The sequence below is a fragment of the Paraplanobispora takensis genome, from assembly GCF_016863195.1.
GTDB classification, from domain to species: domain Bacteria; phylum Actinomycetota; class Actinomycetes; order Streptosporangiales; family Streptosporangiaceae; genus Planobispora; species Planobispora takensis.
This window is the reverse complement of sequence record NZ_BOOK01000087.1, coordinates 1-24,290: the sequence shown is the minus strand read 5'-3', so window position 1 is coordinate 24,290 and position 24,290 is coordinate 1. Positions and strand designations below refer to the sequence as shown.

Genomic DNA, 24,290 nt, shown 5'->3' with positions numbered 1-24,290 from the left:
TCCACCAGCAGCTCCACCGCGGTCCCGTCCCGTCCGGGACGGGACCGTGCGGCACCGGGCCGCCCGCGAACCCGCGGGCGGCCCGGTCTTTTTATCACGTAAAACGCGTATTTTTATCAACTAAATGTGTTGCGCCATGAGCACATCGTGATAATTGGTAATAAAAACCGTGATCAATTGGATGCAAAGCCTTCATGGTGTAACACTGTTTTAATGTATTCCCTGGTCAGCGCCCCTGTGCTCGGTTTCGATCTCACACGGCTGGATGGTGGAGCGGCGACCGCCGCAGTGCTCTCCCGCGCCTTGCGCCTCGATTCCGGCGATCTGCCGGCACTGGCCAGAAGGCTTCCCGACGACGGTGTCCGCGCCCAGCTCTGGCAGGACATCGACGCCGCGATCGTCCTGCAGCCGACCGTGCGCGGCCTGGCCAACCAGAACGCCGAGGGCGCCCTGGCCCTGCTGGAGCGCGCCCCCATCGGCACCCCCGACGCGCTGCTGCACTGCGTCCGCAACGACGTGCTCGACTGGACCTGGCGCGAGGAGGACGGCGTCCGCGTCCAGGACGAGGTGGCGGCCCGCGCCACCGCGGTCGTGTGCGACGCGGTGATGGCCACCTACCTGAGGGACCTGCTGCCGGCCGACACCCGCCGCCGGCTGGCCGTGGGCTGGCTCGCCGGCACCCGCGAGCTGACCGACCGTCCGGTCGACACCGGCCCCCAGCACGAGGCCGTCATGGCGCTGTGCCGCCGGATCGAGACCCTCGGCGCCGCCGACGTGGAGCGCCTGTCCGGGCTCGCCGAGCGCAACCGGCCCGGCACCGCCTCCTGGTCCCAGGCCGTGCACGCCGCCTCCTGGGCGGTGCACACCTCCGACCGCGTGCGCGCCGCGGCGGCCGCCCAGTTCGAGCTCGTCCAGGCCGTCGACGCCGCCGGGATCCCGGTCGCCGACCGCGCGGGCGGCGTGTGGAACCTGCTCAGCGGCGCCGTGCACGCCCTGACCGTCTCCGACCTGCTGGAGGCGGCCCTGATGGGGCAGCTGCTCGACCCGTGCCTGACCGTGCTGGGCCTGCCCGTCCCCAGCTGATCGCGGCCGGCGCCGTACGAGGCCGCCTCAGCAGGAGCCGGCCCGCCCGCCCCGCACGTAGGAGAAGGCGGGGTGGGGGTGCATCAGGAAGTCGTGGTGGGAGATGTTCCAGGCGTAGGCCCCGGCCATCGCGAACTCCACCACGTCCCCCCGCCGGAGCGTGATCGGCACCTCGCGGGCCAGCAGGTCCTTGGGCGTGCACAGCTGCCCGGCGATCGTGACCGGCTCCCCGGCCGCGCCCGGCACGACCGGCTGGTCGTGCCCCTTGGTCGCCGGGGTCCGCAGATGGTGGGTGCCGCCCGCGACGATCGCGAACAGCCTGCCGTGCACGCGCTTGACGTCGATCACCCGGGTCGCGTAGCGGCCGCAGTACACCGTCAGCGAGCGGCCCGGCTCGATCCGCAGCCGCTCCCCCCGCCGGCGCAGCTTGGCCAGCCCCTCGCCGTAGGCGACCCAGTCGAACAGCTCGCCGGGGTCGTCGTAGGAGACGGCCATGCCGCCGCCGAGGTTGATCTCTGCGACCCCGAGTTCCCGCGCGTACTCCAGTACGGCCTGCGCCAGCTCCAGCAACTGCGGGGCGTGCAGACCGCTGGCCAGGTGGGCGTGCACCCCGCGCAGCCGTACCCGCTCCTGCCCGCGCAGCATCGCGGCGCACTCGGCCACCCCGCCGGGGTCCATGCCGAACGGGGTCGCCCCCCCGCCCATCGCCAGCGAGGCGCCCTCGATCGGGACCTCGAGGTTGACGCGGAGCAGGACGTCGGCCCGGGCGCCGGAGGCCAGCAGCCGCTCCAGCTCGCCGGGGCTCTCCACGTGCAGCCGGTGGACCGGCGCGGTCAGCTCGGCGTCGGTCTTGCCGGGCCCGCCCAGGGCGAGCGGCATGTCGGGGAACAGCCCCCGCACGTGCGCCAGCTCCCCGCCCGAGGCCACCTCCCAGCCGTCCACGTGCCGGGCCAGCACCCGCAGCAGCTGCGGGTCGGGGTTGGCCTTGACCGCGTAGTAGAGCTCGACCTCGCCCAGCGCCTCGCGCACGGCCGCCACATGGACGTCCAGCGCGCCCAGGTCGTAGACGAAGGCGGGCAGCATCCCGGCCGCCGCCAGTTCGTGGGCCCGCTCGGTCAGGACGTCCATGTCCCTCCTGGTTGTGGGGGTGCGCACAGGAGCTTTTGATCATATTGGGCGCCGCACCGCCGCGGGCCCGCAAAGGCTCAAGGGGGCATCGCCGTCCAGGAGGTGTAGTCGTGGATGGCGACGCCGGCGTAGGAGGAGTGCCCGGCGGAGGCCTCGTCGACCTGGGCCAGGGCGGCGTCCAGCGTCCGGCGGTCCTTGCCGTGGAAGGTGCAGTACGGGCAGTCGGCGAGCGCGAGGGTCTCGGCGCCCAGCCGTACCGGACGGCCCGCCCGGTCGCCGCGGCTCAGCATGTCGGCGGAGATGTCCGTGATCGACCCCGGGCCGGTGGCGGTGTCGCGGTAGGACATGACGGTCACCGCGTCGGTGCGGGACAGGACCTCGTCGGCCAGGGTGACGGAGCCGACGGGGACGGTGTGGTACCAGAACGGCACGTCGGCCTCCAGCGGCAGGGAGGCGCCCCGGCGCAGTTTGCCGAGCAGGTCCACGAAGGACGCCGTGATCCTGTCCCGGTCGGTGCTCCACTCCCGCAGCTGGTACGGCTCCACGTCGAGGTGCAGGGCGCGGAACAGGCCGGTGCCCACCGCCGTGCGCTGCCAGGCCAGGGCCGCGGCGTGGTCCAGGGCCCACTCGGGTTCGCCGCCGAGGGCGGCCAGCCGGATCCCCGCGGCGTCGCAGTCCTTCTTGAGGCGGGTCAGCCGGTCGCGCTCTTGCGGGGTCGGCTCCGAGGGCACGTAGGCGAAGATCTCGCTCACCCGCTGCGAGGTGGCCCACTCCACCACCGCGGCCGGTTCCGCCGGACGCCACAGCCACATCGCCCGCTCGGCCTCCGGGGCGCCGCCGCAGCCGGCGGCGGGGCCGATCAGCGCCGCGGCACCGGTGAGAGCGGCCAGCGCCCTGACCACCCCGCGCAACCGGAACCGCCCGCTCCGCCGACTCACCGGCAGTCGTCCCTCCCCCGCTCAACCGCCCCGGATTCCGGTACGTACCCGCAGGCCGCCATGGCAGCCTGCCGGCAGGGTGGGAGAGGGAGGGGGCCGGGGCCGGGGCGGGTCAGGGGGTCCGGCGTGCCCGTGCCGGGGAGGGGATCACTTCTCGACGGAGATGTGCACGTGGTCGAAGTGGTTCTGGGTGACGCTGCCGCGGTCCTCCATCAGGCGCCAGCCCTCGCTCGCGCGGCCGGGGCTCCAGATGTGCTGGGCGAAGATGATGTATTTGACGCCGAGCTTCTCGGCGTTCTCCTTGACGTAGTTGGCGACCTCCCAGCCCTCCTTCAGCTTGGCGGCGGAGGGCATCTTGCCACCTGTGGTGATCATGAAGTCCGCGGCCTTGCCCGTGGGGTGGTCGCTGCCCGGCATGCCGCCGTCGGCCCGCCAGGCGCCGATGGTGGGGAACGGCCCGAATCTGGCGTCGACGTCGTCGATGACCTTCTGCATGGTCGAGGTGATACGGCTGCCGCCGCCCACGAGCTTGGACGGGTCGTGGCTCTTGGTCGCCGCCGTGGTGCCGGTGGTGCCGGTGGTCGCCGTCGCGGTCGTGGTCGCGGTGGTGGTGCCGGTCGTCGCCGAGGTGGTCCCTGTTCCGGCGGTGCTCGCGGTGGTGCCCGTGGTGGAGGCGGATGTGCCCGCGGCCGTCTTCTGCGCGGCGGTGAGCTGGGCCGCGAACTGCTGGCCCGAGGTGGCAGAGGTGGTCTTGAGCTGGGTGAACTGGCCCTGAAGCTCGTTGACCCGGGCCTGGATCGCGGCGATGCCGTCAGTCATCCGTCTCCTCCATCGAAGTCCGTCGAGGTCCGTGGTGGTCCGTGATGGTCGTCACCGGCGGGCGTTTGGCTCCCGGCCGGGCCGTCGTCCGCCCCGGTTCCGGCGCCGGGCGGATTCGGGCACGCACTCGGGGGACCATCGGCAGGTCATGCCCCCCACCTGAGGACTTGGCGGCCCGCGCCACGAGGGTCCGCCAAGAAAGTCGGGGAAATCCTCAGGACGCCCGGGGAGCTTCCGATGGGACCACCTGAGCAGGGAGTGCTCGCCCCGTTACGCCATGGATCGGCGGTCGTAGTAGAGCGAACGGAGTCTGTTCGTGCTCGAGGACGTCACGTCAAGCGCGGTACGCGTCGCGCTGAAGGGCCTGTCCCAGCGCCAGCGTGTCATCGCCGACAACATCGCCAACATCGAGACTCCCGGTTTCCTCGCCGGCCGCGTCCAGTTCGAAGACGCCCTGCGCACCGCTGTCAGCAGCGGATCGTCCCCCCAGGATGTGGCGCCGAGCGTCGGCCGCTCCCTTGAGCCCACCCGGGAGAACGGCAACAACGTCAACCTCGACCACGAGACCTTGTCGCACATGGACACCGTGCTGCGCTACCAGACGATGTTGAAGGCCCTGGACTCCAAGTACAGCCTGCTCCGCTCCGTCATCAAGGGAGGCGCGTGACATGTCCGGCATCTTCAAAGCGATCGGAATCGCCGGTACCGGCGTCACTGTTTACCGCAAGTGGCTGGATGCGGTGTCGGACAACATCGCCAACATCAACAACGCCAGCCCCACCAGCGGCGAGGCCTTCCGGGCCCGCTACGTGGTCGCCCAGGCCGTCGAGTACGGATCGGGTGAGGGCGGCGTCCAGGTCGGCGGGATCGAGCTGGGCAAGGCGGAGGGCCGGCTGGTCTACGAGCCCACCAACCCCCTGGCCGACGACAAGGGCTACGTGCGCTATCCCGACATCGACCTCGGCGCCCAGATGGGGCAGCTGATGATGGCGCAGCGCGCCTACCAGGCCAACCTCTCGGTCGTCGACCGAGCCTACGACGCGTACCAGGCAGCAATCCAGCTCGGGAGGAACGGATGAGCATCGACCCGATCGGCCCCATCGCCGGAGCGCTGCGTATCAACGCCCCCGTCGCGCCCACCGGCGTGGCCGCGGCGGGCAACGCGGCCGAGGTCTTCGGCGGCCTGCTCTCCCAGAGCGTCGAGAGCCTGCAGGCCACCCAGACCAAGGCCGACGCGCTGGCCGTCAAGGCCGCCACCGGCGACCTGCAGGACGCCCACGACTACATGGCGGCCAGCAACGAGGCCGCCCTCGCCACCCAGCTCACCGTAGCCATCCGTGACAAGGCCGTCGCCGCCTTCACCGAGATCATGAGGATGCAGGCCTGATGCAGGAACGCGCTCTCGCCGCTCTCCGCAAGGCCCGCTCCACGTTCGGGTCGTTCAGCACCGGTCAGAAGGCCGTCACCATCTCCGTCGTCCTGGCGCTGGCGGTGGGCGGGTTCTTCTTCTCCCAGTGGGCCTCCCAGCCCTCCTACGCCACCCTGTACTCCAACCTGTCGGGCGCCGACGGCAACGCGATCGTCGAGAAGCTCACCGCGGACGGCGTCCCCTACCAGCTCACCGACGGCGGCGGCACCATCCAGGTCCCCCGGGACCAGGTGTACGACCTGCGCCTGAAGATGAGCGGCGAGGGCCTGCCCGCCCAGCAGGACAGCGGCGGCTACTCCCTGCTGGACCAGCAGGGCGTCACCACCTCCGACTTCATGCAGCAGGTCGGCTACCAGCGCGCCCTGGAGGGCGAGCTCGCCAAGACGATCAAGTCGATCGAGGGCGTCACCTCCGCCAGCGTGCACCTGGCCATCCCGCAGAAGGACGTCTTCGCCGACGACGCCGCCAAGCCGACCGCCTCGGTGCTGGTCAGCACCCAGGCCGGCACCCCGCTGACCGGCAGCCAGGTCAAGGCCGTGGTCAACCTGGTCGGCTCCAGCGTCGAGGGCATGGACCCGGCCGACGTCACCCTGGCCGACTCCACCGGCAAGGTGCTGGCGGCCGGCGGCGAGCAGGCGCTGGCCGGCTCCGGTGACGAGCGCGAGCAGCAGACCCAGGCGTTCGAGCAGCGGATGGGCACCTCGATCCAGCAGATGCTGACCCAGGTGCTCGGCCCGGAGAAGGCCGTCGTCAAGGTCACCGCCGACCTCGACTACGACCAGACCGAGACCAAGAGCCAGCGCTACGTCAGCGACCCGACCCTCCCGCCGCTGTCGTCCTCCACCAAGGAGGAGACCTACAACGGCGGCGGCACGCCGACCGGCGGCGTCCTGGGCCCCGACAACATCCAGGTGCCGACCAACCAGACGGGCAACGACTACAAGTCCACCACCGAGACCCGCGACAACGCCGTCGGTCTCATCACCGAGACCCGCAAGACCGCTCCCGGCGCGATCCGCAAGCTCGACGTCGCCGTGATGGTCGACGGCCAGGCGTCCGCCGGTGTGGACATGGCCGAGATCCAGCGCATCGTGACCTCCGCCGCCGGCGTGAACACCCAGCGCGGTGACACCATCGCCGTCGCCGCGATGCCGTTCGACAACAGCGCCGCCGAGAAGGCCGCCGCCGAGCTCGCCGCCACCCAGAAGGCCGAGCAGGACGAGCGCATGATCGAGCTGGCCAAGATCGGCGCGGCGGCCCTGGGCATCGCGATCCTGTTCCTGGTCGGTTGGCTGCGCGGCCGCAAGAAGCGCCGCTCGAAGCTGTCGAAGAAGGAGCAGGCGCAGCTGCAGGAGCTGCAGGCCGAGCTGGAGCGCGTCCGCACCCAGGCCGCCCTGGAGATGGCCGAGCGCGAGGCCCTGCCCGCCGGGACCGGCGAGCCGGCGCCCGCCGAGCCCGACGGGGACCAGCGTGAGGCCCTGCGTGAGGAGATCTCCGGTCTCGTCTCGCGTCAGCCCGAGGAAGTCGCCCAGCTGCTGCGCGGCTGGCTCGCCGACAGGAGGAACTAGTCATGCCGATGACCGAGACCATGTCCGGCCTGCGCAAGGCGGCCGTCCTGCTGGTGCAGATGGGCAAGGACGACTCGGCGAAGGTGCTCTCGCAGCTGCGGGAGGCCGAGGTCGAGGAGCTGACCGCCGAGATCGTGCGGCTGGGCACCGTCGACCCCTTCGACGCGGTGGAGATCCTCACCGAGTTCCGCGACCTGGCCACCGCCTACCGCTACGCGGGCCAGGGCGGCATGGACTTCGCCCGGGAGCTGCTGGAGGCCTCGCTGGGCCGCGAGCGGGCCAGCCAGATCGTCGACCGCCTGTCGGCCTCGATGGTCGACCTGCCCTTCAGCTTCCTGCAGCGGGCCGACCCCCGCCAGGTGCTGTCGTTCGTGCAGGACGAGCACCCCCAGCTCATCGCCCTGGTGCTCGCGCACCTGCCGGCGCACCTGGGCGCGCAGATCCTGTCGGGCCTGAGCCCCACGCTGCAGTCCGACGTGGCCCACCGCATCGCGGTGATGGACCGCACCTCGCCCGACATCATCCGTCAGGTGGAGTCCTCGCTGGAGCGCAAGCTCTCCTCGGTGCTCCAGCCGTCGGACCTGTCGGCCGTGGGCGGCCTGCAGCCGCTGGTGGACATCATCAACCGCGCGGACCGCGTCACCGAGCGCCTGATCCTGGAGGGCCTGGAGGGGCGCAGCCCCGAGCTGGCCGAGGAAGTCCGCAGCCGGATGTTCATGTTCGAGGACGTCGTCCACCTGGACGACCGCGCCGTCCAGCTCGTGGTCCGGCAGGTCGAGACCGCCGACCTGGCGACCGCCCTCAAGGGCGTCGGCCAGGACGTGCTCAACAAGATCACACGCAACCTCTCCGAGCGGGCCGCCGAGAACCTCGTCGAGGAGATCGAGCTGCTCGGCCCCGTGCGCCTGCGCACGGTCGAGGAGGCCCAGGCCAAGATCGTTCACGCGATCCGGGCGCTGGAGGAGTCTGGTCAAATCGTGATTCGTCGTGGGGATGAGGATGAATTCGTCGCCTGAGATGGTTGTACGTGGAGCCCAGGCCCGCGCCTTCAGCGCGGCGCGGTTCGCCACCGACTTCAACGTCGTCACCAACATGCCGACCGAGGTCGTCGACGGCGCCCGCGCCGCCGCCCAGGCCACCGGATACGCCGAGGGCTGGGCACAGGGCCGCGAGGAGGCCCGTCAGGCCGCCGCGGCCGAGGTCCGGGACGAGGCAGAGCGCGTCGCCCGGGCGGAGGCCCGCAAGATCGCCCGGCTGGACAGCGCCCTGGCCGCCATCACCGGCTCGGCGGCTCAGCTGGAGCGGCAGACCGCCCCGGCCGCCGCCGAACTGGAGGAGCTCATCGTTCAGACCGCATACGCACTCGCCGAGGCGGTGCTCGGCAGGGAGATCGCCCACAGCCCCGAGCCCGGCCGCGAGGCCCTGGCCCGGGCACTGGAGCTGGTCCCCGAGAACCGCCCCGTGCTCGTCCGGCTGAGCCCCGCCGACCACGCCGCCCTCGTCGGCGCCGGTCAGAACACCTTCGACATCGACGGCCGCGCCGTGACCATGGCCGTCGACGCCCGGCTGAAGCCCGGTGACGCCGTCGCCGAGTGCGACGCCACCGCCGTCGACGCCCGCCTGTCCACCGCCCTCGAACGCGTCAAGGAGGCCCTGGGCCTGTGATGATCCCGCTGCTCGACTCCCGCATCGCCGCCGCGACCCGCGCCGCGCGCCCCGTCGTGAACGGCCGCGTCTCCGCCGTGGTCGGCCTGTCGGTCACCGTGGAGGGCGTCTCCGGCAAGGTCGGCGACCTGGTGTACCTGGGCGAGGGCTCCGCCGCCGTCCCGGCCGAGGTGGTCGCGCTGGACAGCGGCCGGCTGAGCTGCCTGCCGCTGGGCACGCTGACCGGCATCGGAGTGGGCAGCCCCGTGATCGGCACCGGCGAGGCCCTGCGGATCCCCGTCGGCGAGGCGCTGCGCGGGCGCGTCCTGGACGGCCTGGGCCGCCCGATGGACGGCGGGCCGTCCCTGGCGGGCCTGGAGATGGTCCCGGTCGAGAACGAGCCGCCGAACGCCATGCAGCGGCGCCGCATCGCCGAGCCGATGCCGGTGGGCGTGCGCGCGCTGGACACCATGGTCAGCGTCGGGCGCGGGCAGCGTCTGGGCATCTTCGCCGGTTCCGGCGTCGGCAAGTCGAGCCTGATGTCCATGATCACCCGGGGCACCGAGGCGGAGATCACCGTCGTGGCGCTGGTGGGCGAGCGCGGCCGTGAGGTCCGGGAGTTCCTGGAGAACGACCTGGGCCCCGAGGGCCTGGCCCGCTCGGTCGTCATCGTGGCCACCTCCGACCAGCCGCCCATGGTGCGCCTGCGCGCCTGCTTCGTGGCCACCCGGATCGCCGAGTGGTTCCGCGACCAGGGCCGCGACGCCCTGCTGCTGATGGACAGCCTCACCCGCGCCGCCATGGCCCAGCGCGAGGTCGGCCTGTCGGCCGGAGAGCCCCCGGCGACCCGCGGTTACCCGCCGTCGGTCTTCGCGATGCTCCCCCGCCTGCTGGAGCGGGCCGGGCCCGGCGTCGACGGCACCATCACCGGCCTGTACACGGTGCTGGTCGACGGTGACGACCACAACGAGCCGATCGCCGACGCGGCGCGCTCCATCCTCGACGGCCACGTCGTGCTCGACCGCCGCCTGGCCACCGCCGGTCACTTCCCGACCATCGACGTCCTGGAGTCGGTCTCCCGCGTCGCCGGCGCCGTGACCAGCCGCGAGCAGCGCTCGGACGCGACCGCCCTGCGCCGCCTCATGGCCGCCCACCGCGACATCCGCGAGCTGGTGGAGATCGGCGCGTACGTGCCCGGCACCAACCCCGACGCCGACCTGGCCCGGGCGCTGTGGCCGCGCATCGAGAAGTTCCTGCGTCAGGACATGGACGACCAGACCCCGGCCGCGCAGGCATGGGAGTCGCTGCACGCCCTGCTGACGGGCGCACCGGCCTGACGGGGGCCAGTCCCCTCCGGCCGAACCTCGGATCTCCCCCCAAGACCTGCACGTTAAGGAGTCTCGATGCCACGATTCCGGTTGTCGTCGATCCTGCGCGCCCGCAAGGCGCAGGAGGACGCCGCCAAGGGCGATGTGATGCGGGCCAGGGGTGAGGCCGGAGCCGCCGCCCGGCGGGTCGCGCAGCACGAAGAAGAGCTGCAGAGCCGGATGATCACTCCGGAGCCCTCCGACGCCGCCGCGTTCGTCGCGGCGATGGCCGCCCGGCGCGCGGTGGCCGCCGAGCTGTCGGTACGGCGCCAGCAGGCCGAGGAGGCCCAGCGGCGGGTCACCGCCAGCGTGAACACCTGGAGCGCCGCCTCCCAGCGCCGCCGGATGGTGGAGAAGCTGTCCGAGCGGCACGAGAGCGCCCGCCGCGAGGCCGAGGCCGCCGCCGACCAGCGCGCCGTCGACGACCTGACCACCACCCGCAGGCCCCGTACGGACAAGGAGAACGGGCGTTGAGCATCGCCGACATCTCAGCCAGGATCAATCAGCTGCAGAGCCAGTTCGGCGGTACGGCCTCCGTCTCCGCGACCACCACCGGCACCACCGGCACCACGTCCACGACCTCGGCCGCCGACTTCGCCGCGGCACTGGACGAGGCGAAGTCGGCGGCGAGCGGCACGACGGCCTCCACCCAGGCCACCACGGCGACCCGCAGGGCCACCTCCGGCTCCGCCGACGGCGAGGTCACCGGCCAGGACGTCGTCGAGCAGGCCCGCCGCTACCTGGGCGTCCCCTACCTGTGGGGCGGCACGGACCCCGACAAGGGCCTGGACTGCTCCGGCCTGGTCCAGCTCGTCTACAAGAAGCTGGGCGTCTCGCTGCCGCGCGTCTCGCAGGACCAGCAGAACGAGGGCCGCAGCATCCCGAGCCTCAAGCAGGCCCAGCCTGGCGACCTGCTGACCTTCGGCTCCCCCGCCACGCACATCGGCATCTACATCGGCGACGGCAAGATGCTGCACGCCCCGCGCACCGGCGACGTGGTCAAGATCGTCGACATGGACGACTACTACCGCAAGCCGACCGACATCCGCCGCATCCTGCCTGACGCGGCGGCGAGCGCGACCACGACGGCCGCCGCGGCCCAGGCGACCCCCTCGGCCCTGAACGTCGCCCCCTCGGCGCTGAGCGCCGCCCCCGCGACGCCGGGCACCGCCGAGCTGCTGGCCCTGATGGCCGCAATCCCCTCCGGGTACGGCGCCGCCACACCGTTCTTCAACGGATCCGATGTTTTGGCACAGGTGGCGACCGCCTCTGCCGATGGGCTGAGTACCGGCCTGTCCGACCCGGCTCAGGCCTGACTCCGAACCATCCAGTCATGAACGGCACCGGATAACGGGAGAGACGATTTTGACTGTGCCTTCGATCCCCCTGGCGGGGAGCCCGTCGCCGCTGGCGGCGCCTTCCGGCTCCTCCGGCGAGGGACAGACGGGCCAGAACGGGGCGGGCGATGCCTTCGCCGCGCTTCTCGCTCTTCTCGCCGGCGGCGGAGTGCTGCCGCAGGGAGCGACCCCACCCGGTCTCGACGTCTCCGCCGGCGCGAACGGCACGGCGCCGCAGGGCGTGGCCCCGGCGAGCGCCGGCCCGCTCCAGGCGCAGGCCCTGACGGCCGCCCTGGGGCAGGCGCAGCCCGCCGTACAGCCCCAGCCCGGCGTCCAGGAGGGCGTACCGGCCTTCCCGGCGCAGCCCGGCACGCAGGCCCAGGGACAGACGCAGGCCCCCACCGGCGCGCCCATCCCCGCCGCCCTCCTGACCGGAACGGGCGCGGAGACGGTCGTCCTGGACGGCGCCACCCTGGCCGCGTTCACCGCGGCCGCCGACGCGGCCCAGCAGGGCCAGGACGCGCTCGCCGCGCAGTCCGCCGTCACCGCCCCCGCCACTCCCAAGAGCTCCGGCGACGTCCCGTCGCCGCAGATCGTCCCGGACCAGACGCTCGCCGTCGCGCCCACCGGCGCGGGAGCGGGCACCGGCACCGGCACCGGCACGACCGGCGAGGACGGCTCCGGCCCCTCCGCCTCCGCGACCGGCGCGGTCACCGAGACCGCCGATCCGGTGCCGCAGGCCGTACCCCAGTCCTTCGCCACGGTGCAGGCCGCGGCGGTGGAGCGCGTCGCCGCCCCCGCCGCCCAGCAGCCGGCCACGCCGGCCTCGCAGATCGCGATGCACGTGGTGCCGCTGCGCCAGGACCCGGACGGCATCCACCGTCTCACCATCCACCTGCACCCGGTCGACCTCGGCCCGGTCAGCCTCGTGGCCGAACTGCGCAACGGCGCGGTGCACCTGCAGCTCGCGGGCACCAGCGACGTCGCCTTCGACGCGCTGCGCTCGGCCCTGCCGGAGCTGAAGCGGGAGCTGGAGGAGAGCGGATTCTCCTCCTGCAGCCTGGACCTGCAGCGTGAGGCGCCCAACGGCGGACAGCCCGGCGAGCGTAACCAGACCTTCGGCCGGCAGGACCCGGCGGCCCGCGCCGCCGGAGGCGCGGGCCGGGCCGGTGACGCCTACCAGCAGCCCGCCCCCGCCGTGACGGATCCCGTACCCGACAGGCCCGGTTCCCGTCTGCTCAACGTCCGCCTCTGATCCGCCTCCCGCAAGGAATCAAAGGAATCACACGTGACCAACTCCGTGAGCGGGACCTCGTCCCCGATCACCACGGCCACGACGGCCGCCTCCACGTCGACCGCGTCCGCATCGAGCGGCAACAAGCTCGACAAGGACACCTTCCTGCAGCTTCTGGTGGCGCAGATGCGCTATCAGGACCCCAGCAAGCCCGCTGACACCTCGGCGTTCCTCTCGCAGACCGCGCAGTTCTCCCAGGTGGAGAAGATGGAGGAGCTCGTCAAGCAGCAGGGGGAGATGCTCGCGGCCCAGCTCAGCCTCTCGGCCAGCAGCCTCGTCGGCAAAACCGTCAGCTACACCGGACCAGACGGCACGGAAGCCGTCGGTGTGGTCACCTCAGCCTCGCTCGGCAGCAGCCCGACCCTGAAGGTCGGAAACACGGATGTGCCGCTGTCCTCGGTCAAGGAAGTCACCAGCGCCGGCCAGCCCGGCACCGAACCCGCCTCCACCGAAGGAAACTGACATGCTTCGCTCCCTGTACTCGGGCATCAGCGGCCTGCGCGTCCACCAGACGATGATGGACGTCACCGGCAACAACATCGCCAACGTCAACACCACCGGCTTCAAGACGTCCCAGACCACCTTCCAGGACACCCTGAGCCAGATGATGCGCGCCGCGGGCTCCCCGCAGGCCGACGACGGCGTGAACCAGGCCGCCGGTGGTTCCAACCCGGCGCAGGTCGGCCTGGGCGTGCGCCTGGCGGGCGTCGAGACCAACTTCGGCCAGGGCGCGGCGCAGACCACCGGCCGCAAGACCGACCTGATGGTCCAGGGCGACGGCTTCTTCGTCGTGCAGAACGGCACCGAGCAGCTCTACACCCGCGCGGGCTCCTTCAGCCTCGACGCCAACAGCACCCTGGTCACCCCCGACGGCAACTTCGTGCTCGGCTGGAACACCACCAACGGCACCATCAACACCGCCGACCCGCTGACGCCGGTGCAGCTGCCGACGGACGGCTCCCTGGAGTCCTACACCATCTCCCAGGACGGCACCCTCGTCGGCGTCATGACCGACGGCACCAAGCGCCCGATCGGCCGCATCGCCATGGGCAACTTCGTCAACCCGGGCGGTCTGGAGAAGGCCGGCGGCTCGACCTACCGCGCCACCGTGAACTCCGGCGAGGCCACGGTCGGCACCGCGGGCACCGCCGGCATGGGCCTGATGCAGACCGGCGCGCTGGAGATGTCCAACGTCGACCTCGGTCAGGAGTTCACCAACCTGATCATCTCCCAGCGCGGCTTCCAGGCCAACACCAAGGTCATCAGCACCTCCGACGAGCTGCTGAACGACCTGGTCAACCTCAAGCGCTAAGCGTCCGTCCCCGCTCGCGGGGACGGCACCAGGCCCCGGGCACGCCCCCCCACGCGTGCCCGGGGCCTTTCACGTGCCCGGATTCTCTGGGGCGCCCGGGGTTTTGGGGCGTCCGGGGCACCGTACGGCCCCGCAGGCCGGGTGCAGGCGCGCACGGGTGGTCGCCCCCGAAAGGGGGTCCAGGGGCCGCAGGGGAGGCGCAGGCGCCGCCCGGGGAGGTAGTGACGCCCGGTGGGCGCGGCGGCGACCGGCTCGTGCGGAGCCCTCCGGGGCGACCACCCGGCCATGTGGGGCGGCGCGGGACGGGACCTTGGTCCTGCGGGTTTCCTCAGGCCGCAGAGGCGACGGCCGATGGGGAGTACAGCGCGGTTCAGGGATGGGCCCGCCGTGCCCGCTGACGACCCGAGGACGGACCCGTGATACTTCTTACGCGCCTCAACGGCCCGGAGTTCGCGCTGAACCCGGACCTGATCGAGCGAGCCGACCAGACTCCCGACACGGTGATCACTCTCGTGGACGGGACCAAGTACATCATCGCCGAGTCGCTGAGCGAGTTCCTGACGCTGGTGCGCCGCTACCGCGCCGAGCTGATCGCCGACGCGGAGATCCTCGTCTCCTCGGGCACGCACCGCCCCCCGACCCCGCCGTCCGATTCCGACCAGGCGCGCGTGGTCCGCCTTCACCGGCAGGAGCGATAGATGGATCCGGCAACCCTGGCAGGCATCGGCATCGCAGCCGTCTCCATTCTGGTGATGATGCTGCTCGAGGGCTCCAACCCGATGTCGATCATGCTGCTCGCCCCGATCATCCTGGTCTTCGGCGGCACGTTCGGCGTGGCCATGGCCGGTGGCGTCCTGCGTGACAGCCTCGGCATCGGCAAGCAGATCCAGCGCGCCCTGACCGCCAAGCCCGCGGTCAGCGCCGAGCTGGTCGAGTCGATCGTCAAGCTCGCCGAGCGCGCCCGCCGTGAGGGCCTGCTGGCCCTGGAGGACGCGATCAAGGAGGTCGAGGACCCCTTCCTGCGTCGCGGGCTGGAGCTGGCCATCGACGGCACCGACCCCGAGGAGCTCCGGGAGATCCTGGAGGCCGAGGTCGAGGCCAAGCGCAAGGCCGACAAGTCCGGCGCCAAGATCTTCACAGACATGGGCGGCTACGCCCCCACGATCGGCATCATCGGCACCGTGGTCAGCCTCGTCCACGTGCTGGAGAACCTCAGCGAGCCCTCCAAGCTCGGCCACATGATCGGTGCGGCGTTCGTCGCCACCCTGTGGGGCGTGGCCAGCGCCAACGTGATGTGGCTGCCCATCGGCAACCGCCTCAAGCGCATCAGCGAGCTGGAGTGCGCCCAGATGGAGCTGACCATCGAGGGCATCGCCAACATCCAGGCCGGCACCAACCCGCGTCTGGTCTCCCAGAAGCTCAAGAGCCTGCTGCCCCCGGGTGAGGCCGAGGAGAAGAAGGCGGCCTGATGAGCACCAAGGTCCGCCGTCACAAGAAGCACGCGGGAGGCCATGACGAGGAGGGGCACGCCGACGAGCGCTGGCTGGTCACCTACGGCGACATGCTCACCGTGCTGATGGCCCTGTTCATCGTGCTGTTCGCCATGAGCCAGGTCGACCAGAACAAGTTCAACGCGCTCAAGGCGAGCCTGTCGATGGCCTTCGGCGAGCCCGCCGTCACCTTCACCGCGCCGGGTACCGCCGTCTCCGGCGACGCCGGCGGCGGCGAGGACGCCTTCATGGACCTGTCGGCCGCCGCGCCCAAGGAGAAGGGCGAGGCCGAGAAGAAGGCCCAGGAGGCCCTCAACGCCCTCGACCGGGCCAAGGCCTCGGCCCGCGCGAAGAACGCGGCCGCGGAGGTCGAGAAGTTCGAGGAGATCAAGAAGAAGATCCAGGAAGCGCTGGAGAAGCAGAACGCCTCCGACAGCGTGCAGTTCCGCATCGACGAGCGCGGCCTGGTCGTCACCGTCGTCACCAGCTCCGTGGTCTTCGGCAACAACAGCGCCGATCTGCTGAGGGACGGCAAGAAGATCATCGACGCGATCGCCCCGGCGCTGCGCAGCGAGACCAACAAGGTCGAGGTCGACGGGCACACCAACTGGCTGCCGGTGACCTCGGGCCCGTACCCGTCCAACTGGGAGCTGTCGACCGCCCGGGCCTCCACCGTGGTCCGCCGGCTGATCGCCAAGGACATCCCGGCCGCCCGGCTGAACGCCTCCGGCTACGCCGACCAGCGCCCGCTGTACGCCGACACCGACCCCCGGTCGGTGACCCTGAACCGCCGCGTCGAGGTGGTCGTGCTGTCCGACCTCGACTCCCAGACCAAGGCACTGCTGCCCTCCGCCGCAGGCGAGTCCGGAACCACCAACTGACCTTCGGGAGACCATCATGGCCACCGCCACGCTCAAGGCCGCGCCCGACGCCGAGGAGGCGAAGGACGGCGGCAAGAAGTCCAAGAAAATGATCTTCATCATCGCCGGCGTCGTCCTCGTCCTCGGGGCGGCCGCGGCGGCCTACTTCCTGCTCTTCGCCGGCGGCGGGGAGGCGGCGGAGGAGCCCGCGCCGGAGCCCGGCGCCGTGGCGGCCCTGGACGCCATCACGGTCAACCTCGCCGACGGGCACTTCCTGAAGCTCAAGATGGCCCTGCAGGCCACCGCCGAGGTCGCCGAGGCCCCGGACGGCAGCAAGGCCCTGGACCTGGCCATCGACCAGTTCAGCAACAAGGGCATCGACGAGCTGTCGTCGAACAAGGCCCGCAACCTCGCCAAGGAGGAGCTGCTGGAGAAGGTCGAGAAGGCCTACGAGGGCGAGATCATGGACATCTACTTCACCGAGTTCGTGATGCAGTAACCCCCGCCGCGCGGGCCGCAGGCCGCCCGGCCTCGGCCCGCCCCGGGCCCGGCCCGCCACGACGCCGGCCGCGCCGTGATCACTCACCGATCACTCAGCGATCACTCACCGACCAACCACGCCAGCCGTACCCGGCGAAAGGAACACCGCAGCCGCACGAGAACACAACGGGAACACGGGCGGGAGCGCCGCAGACGCCCTGCGGCAGACGGGACCCTCATCACGAGGTGAACCCGATTTCCGGCATTTCCTCATACGGGGTGGAGCCCGGCCGATGAGTGTTCTCGTGAGTGAGAGCCAGCCTTCGACCCCGACGCATCGCCTGCTAGGACGCGTGTCCCGACGGGCGAAGACCTCTGAGCCGCACACCTACGACTTCCGGCGCCCGATCAAGCTCTCGCGAGAGCACACCCGCACGCTCCAGATCGCCTACGAGACGTTCGCCCGTCAGTACACGACGCTGCTGACCTCCACCCTGCGCGTCGTGTCGCAGGTGTCGCTGGTCTCCATCCAGCAGCTCACCTACGACGAGTACATCTCGGGCCTGTCGAACCCCACGATCATGGCCACGCTGACCCTGGACCCGCTGCCGGGCGCGGCCATCATGGAGTTCTCGCTGAGCACGGCGATGGCCAGCATCGACCACCTGCTCGGCGGCCCCGGCGGCCCGCAGACCGAGCGCCCCCTGAGCGACATGGAGCTGCCGCTCCTGCGCGACCTGCTCAACCGGGTCCTGGACGAGCTGCACTACGCGTTCGAGTCCATCACCGACTTCCGCCCCATGCTGGGCGCGATCGACTACAACCCGCAGTTCGTGCAGGCCGCCGCGCCCGCCGACGCGGTCATCGTGGCCACCTTCACGATGGCCGTGGGCAGCGAGGAATGCCTGATGACGTTCTGCCTGCCGTTCACGTCGATCTTCCCCAAGCTCCAGGGCAGCGACAACGACGTCGCGCTGAGCGACTCCCAGCGCCGCACGCGCGAGGAGGCCCACCGCAGCATGGCCGCCGCGCTCGGCACCACGCCCATCGACGTGGCCGTCCGCTTCGACTCCATCACCATGCGGCCCGAGCAGATCATCAGCCTCGAGCCGGGTGACGTCGTGCCGCTGATCCACGCCGTCACGGCCCCGCTGTCGGTGAGCGCCGCCGGCATCACCTTCGCCCACGCAGTGCCCGGCAGCCAGGGTCCGCGCCTGGCCTGCCTCGTCGTGCCCACGCCGCAGAACGAAACGGAAATCCAGCTATGACCACCACGATCACCGTCGCCCCGCGCGTGGCCTTCGCCCTCGACGCGGCCGAGGCCGCCATCGCCCTGCTGCCCTCGGGCGCCGAGCTGGAGGCGGGCACGCCCGTCACCTCCATCCCGGAGGGAGTCCCCGCCGGTCAGGCCGTGTGCGCCCGCTTCTCCGGCGCCGTCCGCGGCGAGGTCGCCGTGGTCGTCAGCCAGGACCTGGTCGACGCCCTCCAGCAGAGCCCGCTCGGCGAGCTCGACCTGACCAAGGCCGTGCAGCCCGCCCTGGAGGCGGCCGCCAAGGTCCTCGGCCCGATCGTCCTGGAGCCCGCACAGGCCGTGGAGGTCCAGGTCGGCCTGGGCGCGCTGGCCAACCGCGGCGAGGCGCTGTTCGTGCCGCTGCAGGCCGACGGCGTCGTGCACGCCGTGGTGGCGCTGGTGGCCACCCCGTGGCCGGCCACGGCCGCGGGCGCGCCGGCCTCGGTGGCCGCCCGCGGTGGCCTGGACATGCTCCACGACGTGGAGATGAGCGTCACCGCCGAGCTCGGCCGCACCCGGATGACCGTGCGCGAGCTGCTGTCCCTGGCCCCCGGCGCCGTGGTCGAGCTCGACCGCGCCGCGGGCAGCCCGGTGGACCTGCTCGTCAACGGCCGTCTGGTCGCCCGCGGCGAGGTCGTGGTCATCGACGAGAACTTCGGCATCCGCATCACCGAGATCCTCCCGCCCCCCGGCGACCGCCTGTAAGAGGGCCGGCGCCCAGCAGACCGAATCCGTCCCGAGGTAGGAGCACGTCCGAAAATGATCGAGACCGTCCTGCGCATCACGTTCTCGCTTCTGGTGGTCCTGCTCCTGGCGTGGGGACTGTCCAAGGTCGCCCGCAAGCCGCTGGCGGGCCGGGGCGGAGGTCACCTCTCCGTCATCGCCCGTCAGCAGCTGTCCCGCAACTCCTCGGTGGCCATCGTCCGCGTGACCGACCGGGCCCTGGTGCTCGGCGTCACCGACGGACAGGTCACCCTCCTGACGGAGACCGATCTGGCGGCGCTGCAGGAGCAGCGCGAGGAGCCGGAGGAGCGCGTCCCCGTCTCCCTGCCGGCCGCCGCCCCGACAGCCGACTCCTCTCCGGCTGAGGAGGCGGCGACCGGCAGGAACCCCCTCGCGGGCTCCGCTCTGTCGCCCCAGACCTGGAAGACCGCCCTGGAAACGCTGCGCGAACGGACGGCTCGCAACTGATGAAGCGCATCCTCAGCCTGGCCCTGGCCGGAATGGCCGTCGCCGGCACGATCGCCCTGGGCGCCTCCCCCGCCGAGGCCGCCACCCGCCCGGTACGGCAGGCGGCCCCCGTCACCGAGATCGCCGAGGTCACCGCGACCGCCTCCCTGGCGGCCCCCGTCCTCGCCTCGCCCTCCGACCCGAAGGGCCCCGACGGCCCTCAGGGCCCCGGCGACGACACGCTGACCATCGACCTCAACGGGGTCAACGGCAAGCCGAGCCAGTCCATCGTCGTGATGCTGGGCCTGACGGTGCTGTCCGTGGCGCCGGCGATCCTGCTGCTGTGCACCAGCTTCACCAAGATCTTCGTGGTGCTGAGCATCACCCGCAACGCCCTGGGCCTGTCCAACGTCCCGCCGAACCAGGTGCTGGCCGGCCTGGCCATCTTCATCAGCCTGTTCATCATGGGGCCGGTCGCCTCGCAGGTGAACGACAAGGCGATCCAGCCCTACCTCAAGGGCGAGAAGAGCGTTTCCCAGGCCGTGGAGGCCGCCACCCCGCCGGTGCGGGAGTTCCTGACGAAGCACACCCGCAAGGACGACCTGGCGCTGTTCACCAAGGTCTCCGGCAACCAGAAGCCCGCCAACGCCGAGTCCGTGCCGATGACCACCCTGATCCCGGCGTTCGTGCTCTCGGAGCTGCGCACCGCCTTCATCATCGGGTTTGTCATCTACATACCGTTCCTCATCATCGATCTGGTCATCTCCGCGGCCCTGATGTCGATGGGAATGATGATGCTCCCACCGGTCACGGTGGCGATGCCCTTCAAGCTCCTTCTCTTCGTACTCGTCAACGGCTGGGGACTCATCGTGACGTCCCTGGTCGGAAGCTACCAGTGAGGATCTGACCGTGACCGACGTCCAGGTGCTGCACATCGGCACCCAGGCCATGGTGCTCGCCACCAAGCTGGCCGCTCCGATCCTGATCACCGCCCTGCTCATCGGCTTCGCGATCTCCCTGTTCCAGTCGGTGACGCAGATCCAGGAAGCCACCCTGTCCTTCGTGCCGAAGGCGGCCGGTGTGGCCGTCGCCCTGATCTTCAGCGGCAACTGGATGCTGCACGAGGTGACCTCCTTCACCACGGCCCTGTTCGACCAGCTGCCGCAGCTCATCCACGGCGGCTGAGCCCATGACGGGACTGCTGTCCGCGCCCACGCTGGCGGCCCTGCTCCTGGCCTCGATCCGGTCGGCGGCCTGGCTGCTGATGAGCCCGCCGTTCAACTCCAAGGCCATCCCCGGAGCGGTCAAGGCCCTGCTGTCCGTCGCGATCGCCCTGCCGCTGACGCCCCGCCTGGCCGGGCAGCTTCCCGACATCACCGTCGCCACCATGCTGGTCAGCTCCGTCGAGCAGGTCGTCGTGGGCGTCGCTCTGGGCTTTCTGACCTCTCTGGTGTTCGCCGCCGTCCAGGCCGCCGGAGACCTGCTGGACATCTTCGGCGGTTTCTCCCTGGCCACCGCCTTCGACCCGCTGTCGATGGCCGCCAGCTCGGTGTTCGGCAAGTTCTACCAGATGCTGTGCACCACCCTGCTGCTGGTCAGCGGCGGCTACCAGTTCGTGATGCTGGGATTCACCCAGACCTACACGACCCTCCCGCTGAACGGCACGCTGTCGATGGAGACCCTCAGCGACCTGGTCACCGGCGGCCTGGCCGACCTGTTCGTCTCCGCACTGCAGATCGCCGGCCCGATGATCGCGGTGCTGTTCTGCGCCGACCTCGCGCTCGGCCTGCTCAGTAAGGCGGCTCCGGCGCTGAACGCCTTCTCCCTGGGCTTCCCCGTGAAGATCTTCCTGACCCTGTCGCTGGCCGGCATCGCCATCGCCGTGCTGCCGGGCGCCATCGACGGGCTGACCGACCGTGCCGTACGAATGATGATGGAGCTGACCGGCTGATGAGCGGAGGCGGAGAGAAGACCGAGCAGCCTACAGCCAAGAAGAAGAAGGACGCGCAGAAAGAGGGCCAGGTCCCCCAGACGCCGGACTTCGGCGCGTGGGCCTCTCTGCTGGTGGCCGGCATGCTGCTGCCGATGGTGCTGGAGAACGCCACCGAGGCGGGCAAGCGCATCATGCTCCAGCTCGGCGAGATCGTGCGCGACCCGGACCCGCAGATGGCGCTGGGCCTGTTCGCCACGGGCCTGAAGGACGCCGTGCTGGCGATCGCGCCCCTGGCCGCGGCCACCGTACTGATCACCCTTCTCGCCGCGGGCGGCCAGACCGGCCTCAAGCCCGCCAGCAAGCTGTTCAAGCCGCAGTTCAAGAAGCTCAACCCGTTCTCCGGCCTGAAGCGCATGTTCGGCCCCCACGCGCTGTGGGAGGCCGCCAAGGCGGTGCTGAAGACCGCCGCCCTGACCGGCATCGCCTACATGGCCGTCCGCGACCTCATCCCGGTCCTGATGGCCTCCGGCTCCCTCCCGCTGGGCGCCCTGCTGTCGGCCGCCGGCGACGCGCTCATCACGCTCATGCGCATGTCGGGCGCCGTCGGCCTGGTGCTGGCCGCCGCCGACTACGCGATGTCGCGCCACCGCATCGGCAAGCAGCTGAAGATGACCAAGCAGGAGGTCAAGGAGGAGTACAAGCGCACCGAGGGCGACCCGCACGTCAAGGGCCAGATCCGGGCCCGCCAGCAGGCGATGGCCCGCAACCGGATGATGGCCGACGTCCCCACGGCCGACGTCATCCTGGTCAACCCCACCCACGTGGCGGTGGCGCTGCGCTACGACCCGGAGAAGGGCGCCCCCCGCGTGGTCGCCAAGGGCGCCGGCACCGTCGCGGCGAAGATCCGCGAGATCGCCGCCGAGAACCGCATCCCGATGGTGCAGGACATCCCGCTGGCCCGCGCCATGTACAAGAGCTGCGAGATCGGTCACGAGATCCCCGCGGAGATGTACGGAGCCGTCGCCAAGGTGCTCGCCTTCGTCATGACCCTCAAGGCCAAGGGCGCGGCCGCCGGCCTGCACCGCCTGGCCGCCTGACCCGGCCCCGTCGCGGGGACGACGGGACCGGGCCGCGGAGCGTCGCGCCCGCCCCAGGGAACGGGAACGGGCCGGGGCTCCGGCGCCTGTCACGGCGGATCGGGCCTCACCCTCCCGTCATCGGTGGCGGCGGAGCTCCCCTCAGGCCTCCCCGGCGTCCGCGGTCGTCGTGCCCGCCCGGCTGCGGTAGTCCTCCAGCGCCCGGCGGGCGTCCTCCTCCACGAGGTCGGCGTTGATCATCGCCCCGGCGGTCAGCCCCGCCCCGGCGGAGGTGATGACCTGGGCCATCGCGTTGGTGACGTTGCCCGCCGCCCACACGCCGGGCACGGAGGTGGCCCCGGTCGGGTCGGCGGGGATCTGGGTGGCGACGACGTGGCCGTTCACCTCCAGGTCGGCGGGCTTGAGCCCGAGCGACTCCAGCACCCCCGAGCGGGCGGTGAAGCGCGGCGTGACGACCACCGCGTCGAGCCCGACGACCTCCCCCGAGGCCAGCCGTGCCCCGGTCAGGGCGTCGTCGTCGATCTCCAGTCCCGCGACGGACCCCTGCACCACGGCGATCCCGCGGGCCGCCAGGCGTTCGGCCTCCTGCCCGTCCGGCGCGGTGCCGTTGGCCAGGAACGTCACGTGCGGGCTCCACTGCCGCCACAGCTGCGCGTGGTGCAGGGCCAGCGGCCCGGTGGCCAGGATGCCGATGCGCCGGTCGCGGACCTCCCACCCGTGGCAGTACGGGCAGTGCAGCACATCGCGGCCCCACCGCTCGGCGAGGCCGGGCAGATCAGGCAGCTCGTCGAGCAGACCGGTCGTCACCAGCAGGCGCCGGGCCCGTACGGCGCGCCCGTCGGCCAGCTCGACCAGGAACCCCTCCTGCTGCCGCGTCGCGCTCTCGGCGCGCCCGGTGACGATCTCGCCGCCGTAGCCGGCGACCTCCTCGCGCCCGATGGCCAGCAGCTCGGCCGGGGGCGTGCCCTCCCTGGTCAGGTAGTTGTGCACGTGCCCGGCGGGGGCGTTGCGCGGCCGCCCGTCGTCGACCACCAGCACCGAGCGCCGCGCCCGGGCCAGCGCCAGGGCCCCGCCGAGCCCGGCGGCCCCGCCGCCGATCACCACCACGTCGTACGTCTCCCGCATCGTCGGCTTCCCTCCGCTCGTCATGTGTGCCCACAATGCGGTAGGTCCTGCCTATAAGACAAAGAATGTTGCCGAAACAGCAAAACATGGGGAGGTGTCAGCCGCGCAGCGGATGGCCGCCGAGGCTGACGGAGGTGAACTCGGCCACGGCGTCCTCGGCGTACAGGCCGACCGCGCCCTGAAGGTAGGGATCCCGCCCGTCGGTGTAGTCGACCAGCTTTCGGCCGTCGACCCAGGCCGTCATCCGGGCACCGCTCTGGCGCACCCGCACCTCGTACCAGCGGCCGATCGGGAACGGTCCCGGCCCGGTGGCCAGGAAGCGCTGGGCGCCCCGGAAGGCGGGATCGGCCTTGCCAAGCTCCCAGCCGTTGGGCTTGAGCAGCAGGTAGTAGAAGTTCTGCGGGCCGGTGTAGTGCCACACCGCCCAGGCGACCTCCCAGACGTTGGGGTCGGGACGGGTCTGGTCCAGGGTGCGCAGCCGCATCCGCAGGTCGGGCTCGCCGGTGGTGCCGGTGGAGACGATGAGGCCGGCGTGGGTGACGTCCTCGGACTCCGGTGCGGGAGGGGCGATCAGGAGCGTCCCGTCCGGCCTGCGGCCGGTGAACCCGCCCCCGTCGAAGATCACTCGCCAGTCGCCGTGCACGCCGCCCTCATCCCAGTGCGCGGCCCCCTCCTCCCAGCGCTCCACGGCCTCTTGGCCGCTGCAGGAGCCCGCAGCCGCCAGGGCCACGGCCCCCAGTACGGCGGCGGCCAGGCGCCGCCGCACCGCGCGCCGTACCAGATGAAGATCCACCTATGTCACTCTACGTTACCTTCACGCTACGTAATATCTTTGGGTCCGGGTTTGCCATTTTCGTGACGCAGGGTTAGCTTGATGGAGAAGCCGCAGGTAGGGGCATATACCTGCGGCCTCAACGGGTACACG

29 protein-coding genes are annotated in these 24,290 nt (G+C 71.4%); 24 read left to right on the top strand and 5 right to left on the bottom strand.

What is annotated here, in order from left to right; translation table 11 throughout:
• The first annotated feature begins 303 nt into the window (after window positions 1-303).
• Window positions 304-1,083: a hypothetical protein gene (locus Pta02_RS39515; protein ID WP_203880174.1), complete on the top strand. Its 780-nt coding sequence runs from the start codon at window positions 304-306 to the stop codon at window positions 1,081-1,083.
• Between the two features lie 27 nt (window positions 1,084-1,110).
• On the opposite strand, the gene Pta02_RS39510 is transcribed toward Pta02_RS39515, so the two are convergent.
• The 3 genes from Pta02_RS39510 to Pta02_RS39500 all read right to left on the bottom strand — a co-directional run bounded on the left by Pta02_RS39510 (window position 1,111) and on the right by Pta02_RS39500 (window position 3,968).
• The gene (locus Pta02_RS39510; protein WP_203880173.1) at window positions 1,111-2,211 is read right to left on the bottom strand and encodes an alanine racemase; all 1,101 of its coding nucleotides are present in this window, start codon (window positions 2,209-2,211) and stop codon (window positions 1,111-1,113) included.
• Window positions 2,212-2,288: 77 nt separating this feature from the next.
• A complete protein-coding gene (locus tag Pta02_RS39505) occupies window positions 2,289-3,149 on the bottom strand; it encodes a hypothetical protein (protein ID WP_203880172.1) in 861 nt (286 codons plus the stop codon).
• 147 nt (window positions 3,150-3,296) lie between these two features.
• A complete protein-coding gene (locus tag Pta02_RS39500; protein ID WP_203880171.1) occupies window positions 3,297-3,968 on the bottom strand; it encodes a VldE C-terminal domain-containing protein in 672 nt (223 codons plus the stop codon).
• A gap of 316 nt (window positions 3,969-4,284) precedes the next feature.
• Here Pta02_RS39500 and Pta02_RS39495 point away from each other — a divergent pair, with 316 nt between their 5' ends.
• The 23 genes from Pta02_RS39495 to Pta02_RS39385 all read left to right on the top strand — a co-directional run bounded on the left by Pta02_RS39495 (window position 4,285) and on the right by Pta02_RS39385 (window position 22,240).
• Complete coding sequence (locus tag Pta02_RS39495) at window positions 4,285-4,635, top strand: flagellar basal body rod protein FlgB (protein WP_203880170.1); 351 nt, start codon at window positions 4,285-4,287, stop codon at window positions 4,633-4,635.
• Between the two features lies 1 nt (window position 4,636).
• Window positions 4,637-5,047: a flagellar basal body rod protein FlgC gene (locus tag Pta02_RS39490; protein WP_203880169.1), complete on the top strand. Its 411-nt coding sequence runs from the start codon at window positions 4,637-4,639 to the stop codon at window positions 5,045-5,047.
• Complete coding sequence (fliE, locus tag Pta02_RS39485) at window positions 5,044-5,355, top strand: flagellar hook-basal body complex protein FliE (protein WP_203880168.1); 312 nt, start codon at window positions 5,044-5,046, stop codon at window positions 5,353-5,355. The genes Pta02_RS39490 and fliE overlap by 4 nt, the downstream gene beginning before the upstream one ends.
• Window positions 5,355-6,965: a flagellar basal-body MS-ring/collar protein FliF gene (gene fliF / locus Pta02_RS39480; protein ID WP_203880167.1), complete on the top strand. Its 1,611-nt coding sequence runs from the start codon at window positions 5,355-5,357 to the stop codon at window positions 6,963-6,965. The genes fliE and fliF overlap by 1 nt, the downstream gene beginning before the upstream one ends.
• A 2-nt stretch (window positions 6,966-6,967) precedes the next feature.
• Window positions 6,968-7,981, top strand: a complete 1,014-nt coding sequence (gene fliG, locus Pta02_RS39475; RefSeq protein ID WP_203880166.1) for a flagellar motor switch protein FliG — start codon at window positions 6,968-6,970, stop codon at window positions 7,979-7,981.
• A gap of 1 nt (window position 7,982) precedes the next feature.
• The gene (locus Pta02_RS39470) at window positions 7,983-8,630 is read left to right on the top strand and encodes a FliH/SctL family protein (RefSeq protein ID WP_203880165.1); all 648 of its coding nucleotides are present in this window, start codon (window positions 7,983-7,985) and stop codon (window positions 8,628-8,630) included.
• The gene (locus Pta02_RS39465) at window positions 8,630-9,946 is read left to right on the top strand and encodes a FliI/YscN family ATPase (RefSeq protein ID WP_239131577.1); all 1,317 of its coding nucleotides are present in this window, start codon (window positions 8,630-8,632) and stop codon (window positions 9,944-9,946) included. The genes Pta02_RS39470 and Pta02_RS39465 overlap by 1 nt, the downstream gene beginning before the upstream one ends.
• Window positions 9,947-10,012: 66 nt before the next feature.
• Window positions 10,013-10,450, top strand: coding sequence for a flagellar export protein FliJ (gene fliJ, locus Pta02_RS39460; protein ID WP_203880163.1), 438 nt, complete (start codon window positions 10,013-10,015; stop codon window positions 10,448-10,450).
• Window positions 10,447-11,292 (top strand): C40 family peptidase, encoded by an 846-nt coding sequence (locus tag Pta02_RS39455; RefSeq protein WP_203880162.1) that lies wholly within the window; start codon window positions 10,447-10,449, stop codon window positions 11,290-11,292. Before fliJ ends, Pta02_RS39455 begins: the two co-directional genes overlap by 4 nt.
• 55 nt (window positions 11,293-11,347) lie before the next feature.
• The gene (locus Pta02_RS39450) at window positions 11,348-12,568 is read left to right on the top strand and encodes a flagellar hook-length control protein FliK (protein WP_203880161.1); all 1,221 of its coding nucleotides are present in this window, start codon (window positions 11,348-11,350) and stop codon (window positions 12,566-12,568) included.
• A gap of 33 nt (window positions 12,569-12,601) precedes the next feature.
• On the top strand, window positions 12,602-13,069 hold the full coding sequence (locus Pta02_RS39445; RefSeq protein ID WP_203880160.1) for a flagellar hook assembly protein FlgD: 468 nt from the start codon (window positions 12,602-12,604) through the stop codon (window positions 13,067-13,069).
• A 1-nt stretch (window position 13,070) separates the two neighbouring features.
• Window positions 13,071-13,919 (top strand): flagellar hook-basal body complex protein, encoded by an 849-nt coding sequence (locus Pta02_RS39440; protein WP_203880159.1) that lies wholly within the window; start codon window positions 13,071-13,073, stop codon window positions 13,917-13,919.
• A 416-nt stretch (window positions 13,920-14,335) separates the two neighbouring features.
• Window positions 14,336-14,617: a flagellar FlbD family protein gene (locus tag Pta02_RS39435; protein ID WP_203880158.1), complete on the top strand. Its 282-nt coding sequence runs from the start codon at window positions 14,336-14,338 to the stop codon at window positions 14,615-14,617.
• A complete protein-coding gene (locus Pta02_RS39430) occupies window positions 14,618-15,388 on the top strand; it encodes a motility protein A (protein ID WP_203880157.1) in 771 nt (256 codons plus the stop codon). It begins immediately after the preceding gene.
• Window positions 15,388-16,290 (top strand): OmpA/MotB family protein, encoded by a 903-nt coding sequence (locus Pta02_RS39425; RefSeq protein ID WP_203880156.1) that lies wholly within the window; start codon window positions 15,388-15,390, stop codon window positions 16,288-16,290. Before Pta02_RS39430 ends, Pta02_RS39425 begins: the two co-directional genes overlap by 1 nt.
• Before the next feature lie 16 nt (window positions 16,291-16,306).
• Window positions 16,307-16,768 carry a flagellar basal body-associated FliL family protein gene (locus Pta02_RS39420; RefSeq protein WP_203880155.1) on the top strand — a complete coding sequence of 154 codons (462 nt, stop codon included), beginning with the start codon at window positions 16,307-16,309 and terminating at the stop codon, window positions 16,766-16,768.
• A 334-nt stretch (window positions 16,769-17,102) separates the two neighbouring features.
• A complete protein-coding gene (locus Pta02_RS39415) occupies window positions 17,103-18,017 on the top strand; it encodes a flagellar motor switch protein FliM (RefSeq protein ID WP_203880154.1) in 915 nt (304 codons plus the stop codon).
• Window positions 18,014-18,745 (top strand): flagellar motor switch protein FliN, encoded by a 732-nt coding sequence (gene fliN, locus Pta02_RS39410; RefSeq protein WP_203880153.1) that lies wholly within the window; start codon window positions 18,014-18,016, stop codon window positions 18,743-18,745. Before Pta02_RS39415 ends, fliN begins: the two co-directional genes overlap by 4 nt.
• Before the next feature lie 54 nt (window positions 18,746-18,799).
• Entirely contained in the window at window positions 18,800-19,231 is a 432-nt protein-coding gene (gene fliO / locus Pta02_RS39405) for a flagellar biosynthetic protein FliO (RefSeq protein ID WP_203880152.1), read from the top strand.
• Entirely contained in the window at window positions 19,231-20,109 is an 879-nt protein-coding gene (gene fliP / locus Pta02_RS39400; RefSeq protein ID WP_203880151.1) for a flagellar type III secretion system pore protein FliP, read from the top strand. The genes fliO and fliP overlap by 1 nt, the downstream gene beginning before the upstream one ends.
• 10 nt (window positions 20,110-20,119) lie before the next feature.
• Window positions 20,120-20,395 carry a flagellar biosynthesis protein FliQ gene (gene fliQ, locus Pta02_RS39395; protein ID WP_239128412.1) on the top strand — a complete coding sequence of 92 codons (276 nt, stop codon included), beginning with the start codon at window positions 20,120-20,122 and terminating at the stop codon, window positions 20,393-20,395.
• Between the two features lie 4 nt (window positions 20,396-20,399).
• Window positions 20,400-21,161, top strand: coding sequence for a flagellar biosynthetic protein FliR (locus Pta02_RS39390; RefSeq protein ID WP_203880150.1), 762 nt, complete (start codon window positions 20,400-20,402; stop codon window positions 21,159-21,161).
• The gene (locus Pta02_RS39385; RefSeq protein WP_203880149.1) at window positions 21,161-22,240 is read left to right on the top strand and encodes an EscU/YscU/HrcU family type III secretion system export apparatus switch protein; all 1,080 of its coding nucleotides are present in this window, start codon (window positions 21,161-21,163) and stop codon (window positions 22,238-22,240) included. Before Pta02_RS39390 ends, Pta02_RS39385 begins: the two co-directional genes overlap by 1 nt.
• Before the next feature lie 141 nt (window positions 22,241-22,381).
• Here the strand turns inward: Pta02_RS39385 and Pta02_RS39380 are convergent, their stop codons facing one another.
• Both Pta02_RS39380 and Pta02_RS39375 read right to left on the bottom strand, forming a co-directional pair.
• Window positions 22,382-23,389 carry an NAD(P)/FAD-dependent oxidoreductase gene (locus tag Pta02_RS39380; RefSeq protein WP_239131576.1) on the bottom strand — a complete coding sequence of 336 codons (1,008 nt, stop codon included), beginning with the start codon at window positions 23,387-23,389 and terminating at the stop codon, window positions 22,382-22,384.
• A gap of 73 nt (window positions 23,390-23,462) precedes the next feature.
• Window positions 23,463-24,158, bottom strand: a complete 696-nt coding sequence (locus Pta02_RS39375; RefSeq protein ID WP_203880148.1) for a 3-keto-alpha-glucoside-1,2-lyase-like domain-containing protein — start codon at window positions 24,156-24,158, stop codon at window positions 23,463-23,465.
• Between the last annotated feature and the right edge of the window lie 132 nt (window positions 24,159-24,290).

Bases quoted from the DNA above. Each gene is read 5' to 3' on its own strand.
- fliN (WP_203880153.1), top strand. From the start codon at position 18,014: ATGACCACCACGATCACCGTCGCCCCGCGCGTGGCCTTCGCCCTCGAC.
- Pta02_RS39465 (WP_239131577.1), top strand. From the start codon at position 8,630: ATGATCCCGCTGCTCGACTCCCGCATCGCCGCCGCGACCCGCGCCGCG.
- Pta02_RS39490 (WP_203880169.1), top strand. From the start codon at position 4,637: ATGTCCGGCATCTTCAAAGCGATCGGAATCGCCGGTACCGGCGTCACT.
- Pta02_RS39425 (WP_203880156.1), top strand. From the start codon at position 15,388: ATGAGCACCAAGGTCCGCCGTCACAAGAAGCACGCGGGAGGCCATGAC.
- Pta02_RS39430 (WP_203880157.1), top strand. From the start codon at position 14,618: ATGGATCCGGCAACCCTGGCAGGCATCGGCATCGCAGCCGTCTCCATT.
- Pta02_RS39510 (WP_203880173.1), bottom strand. From the start codon at position 2,211: ATGGACGTCCTGACCGAGCGGGCCCACGAACTGGCGGCGGCCGGGATG.
- fliF (WP_203880167.1), top strand. From the start codon at position 5,355: ATGCAGGAACGCGCTCTCGCCGCTCTCCGCAAGGCCCGCTCCACGTTC.
- fliJ (WP_203880163.1), top strand. From the start codon at position 10,013: ATGCCACGATTCCGGTTGTCGTCGATCCTGCGCGCCCGCAAGGCGCAG.
- Pta02_RS39470 (WP_203880165.1), top strand. From the start codon at position 7,983: ATGGTTGTACGTGGAGCCCAGGCCCGCGCCTTCAGCGCGGCGCGGTTC.
- fliO (WP_203880152.1), top strand. From the start codon at position 18,800: ATGATCGAGACCGTCCTGCGCATCACGTTCTCGCTTCTGGTGGTCCTG.
- fliP (WP_203880151.1), top strand. From the start codon at position 19,231: ATGAAGCGCATCCTCAGCCTGGCCCTGGCCGGAATGGCCGTCGCCGGC.
- fliE (WP_203880168.1), top strand. From the start codon at position 5,044: ATGAGCATCGACCCGATCGGCCCCATCGCCGGAGCGCTGCGTATCAAC.
- Pta02_RS39500 (WP_203880171.1), bottom strand. From the start codon at position 3,968: ATGACTGACGGCATCGCCGCGATCCAGGCCCGGGTCAACGAGCTTCAG.
- Pta02_RS39385 (WP_203880149.1), top strand. From the start codon at position 21,161: ATGAGCGGAGGCGGAGAGAAGACCGAGCAGCCTACAGCCAAGAAGAAG.
- Pta02_RS39390 (WP_203880150.1), top strand. From the start codon at position 20,400: ATGACGGGACTGCTGTCCGCGCCCACGCTGGCGGCCCTGCTCCTGGCC.
- Pta02_RS39440 (WP_203880159.1), top strand. From the start codon at position 13,071: ATGCTTCGCTCCCTGTACTCGGGCATCAGCGGCCTGCGCGTCCACCAG.
- Pta02_RS39420 (WP_203880155.1), top strand. From the start codon at position 16,307: ATGGCCACCGCCACGCTCAAGGCCGCGCCCGACGCCGAGGAGGCGAAG.
- fliG (WP_203880166.1), top strand. From the start codon at position 6,968: ATGCCGATGACCGAGACCATGTCCGGCCTGCGCAAGGCGGCCGTCCTG.
- Pta02_RS39380 (WP_239131576.1), bottom strand. From the start codon at position 23,389: ATGACGAGCGGAGGGAAGCCGACGATGCGGGAGACGTACGACGTGGTG.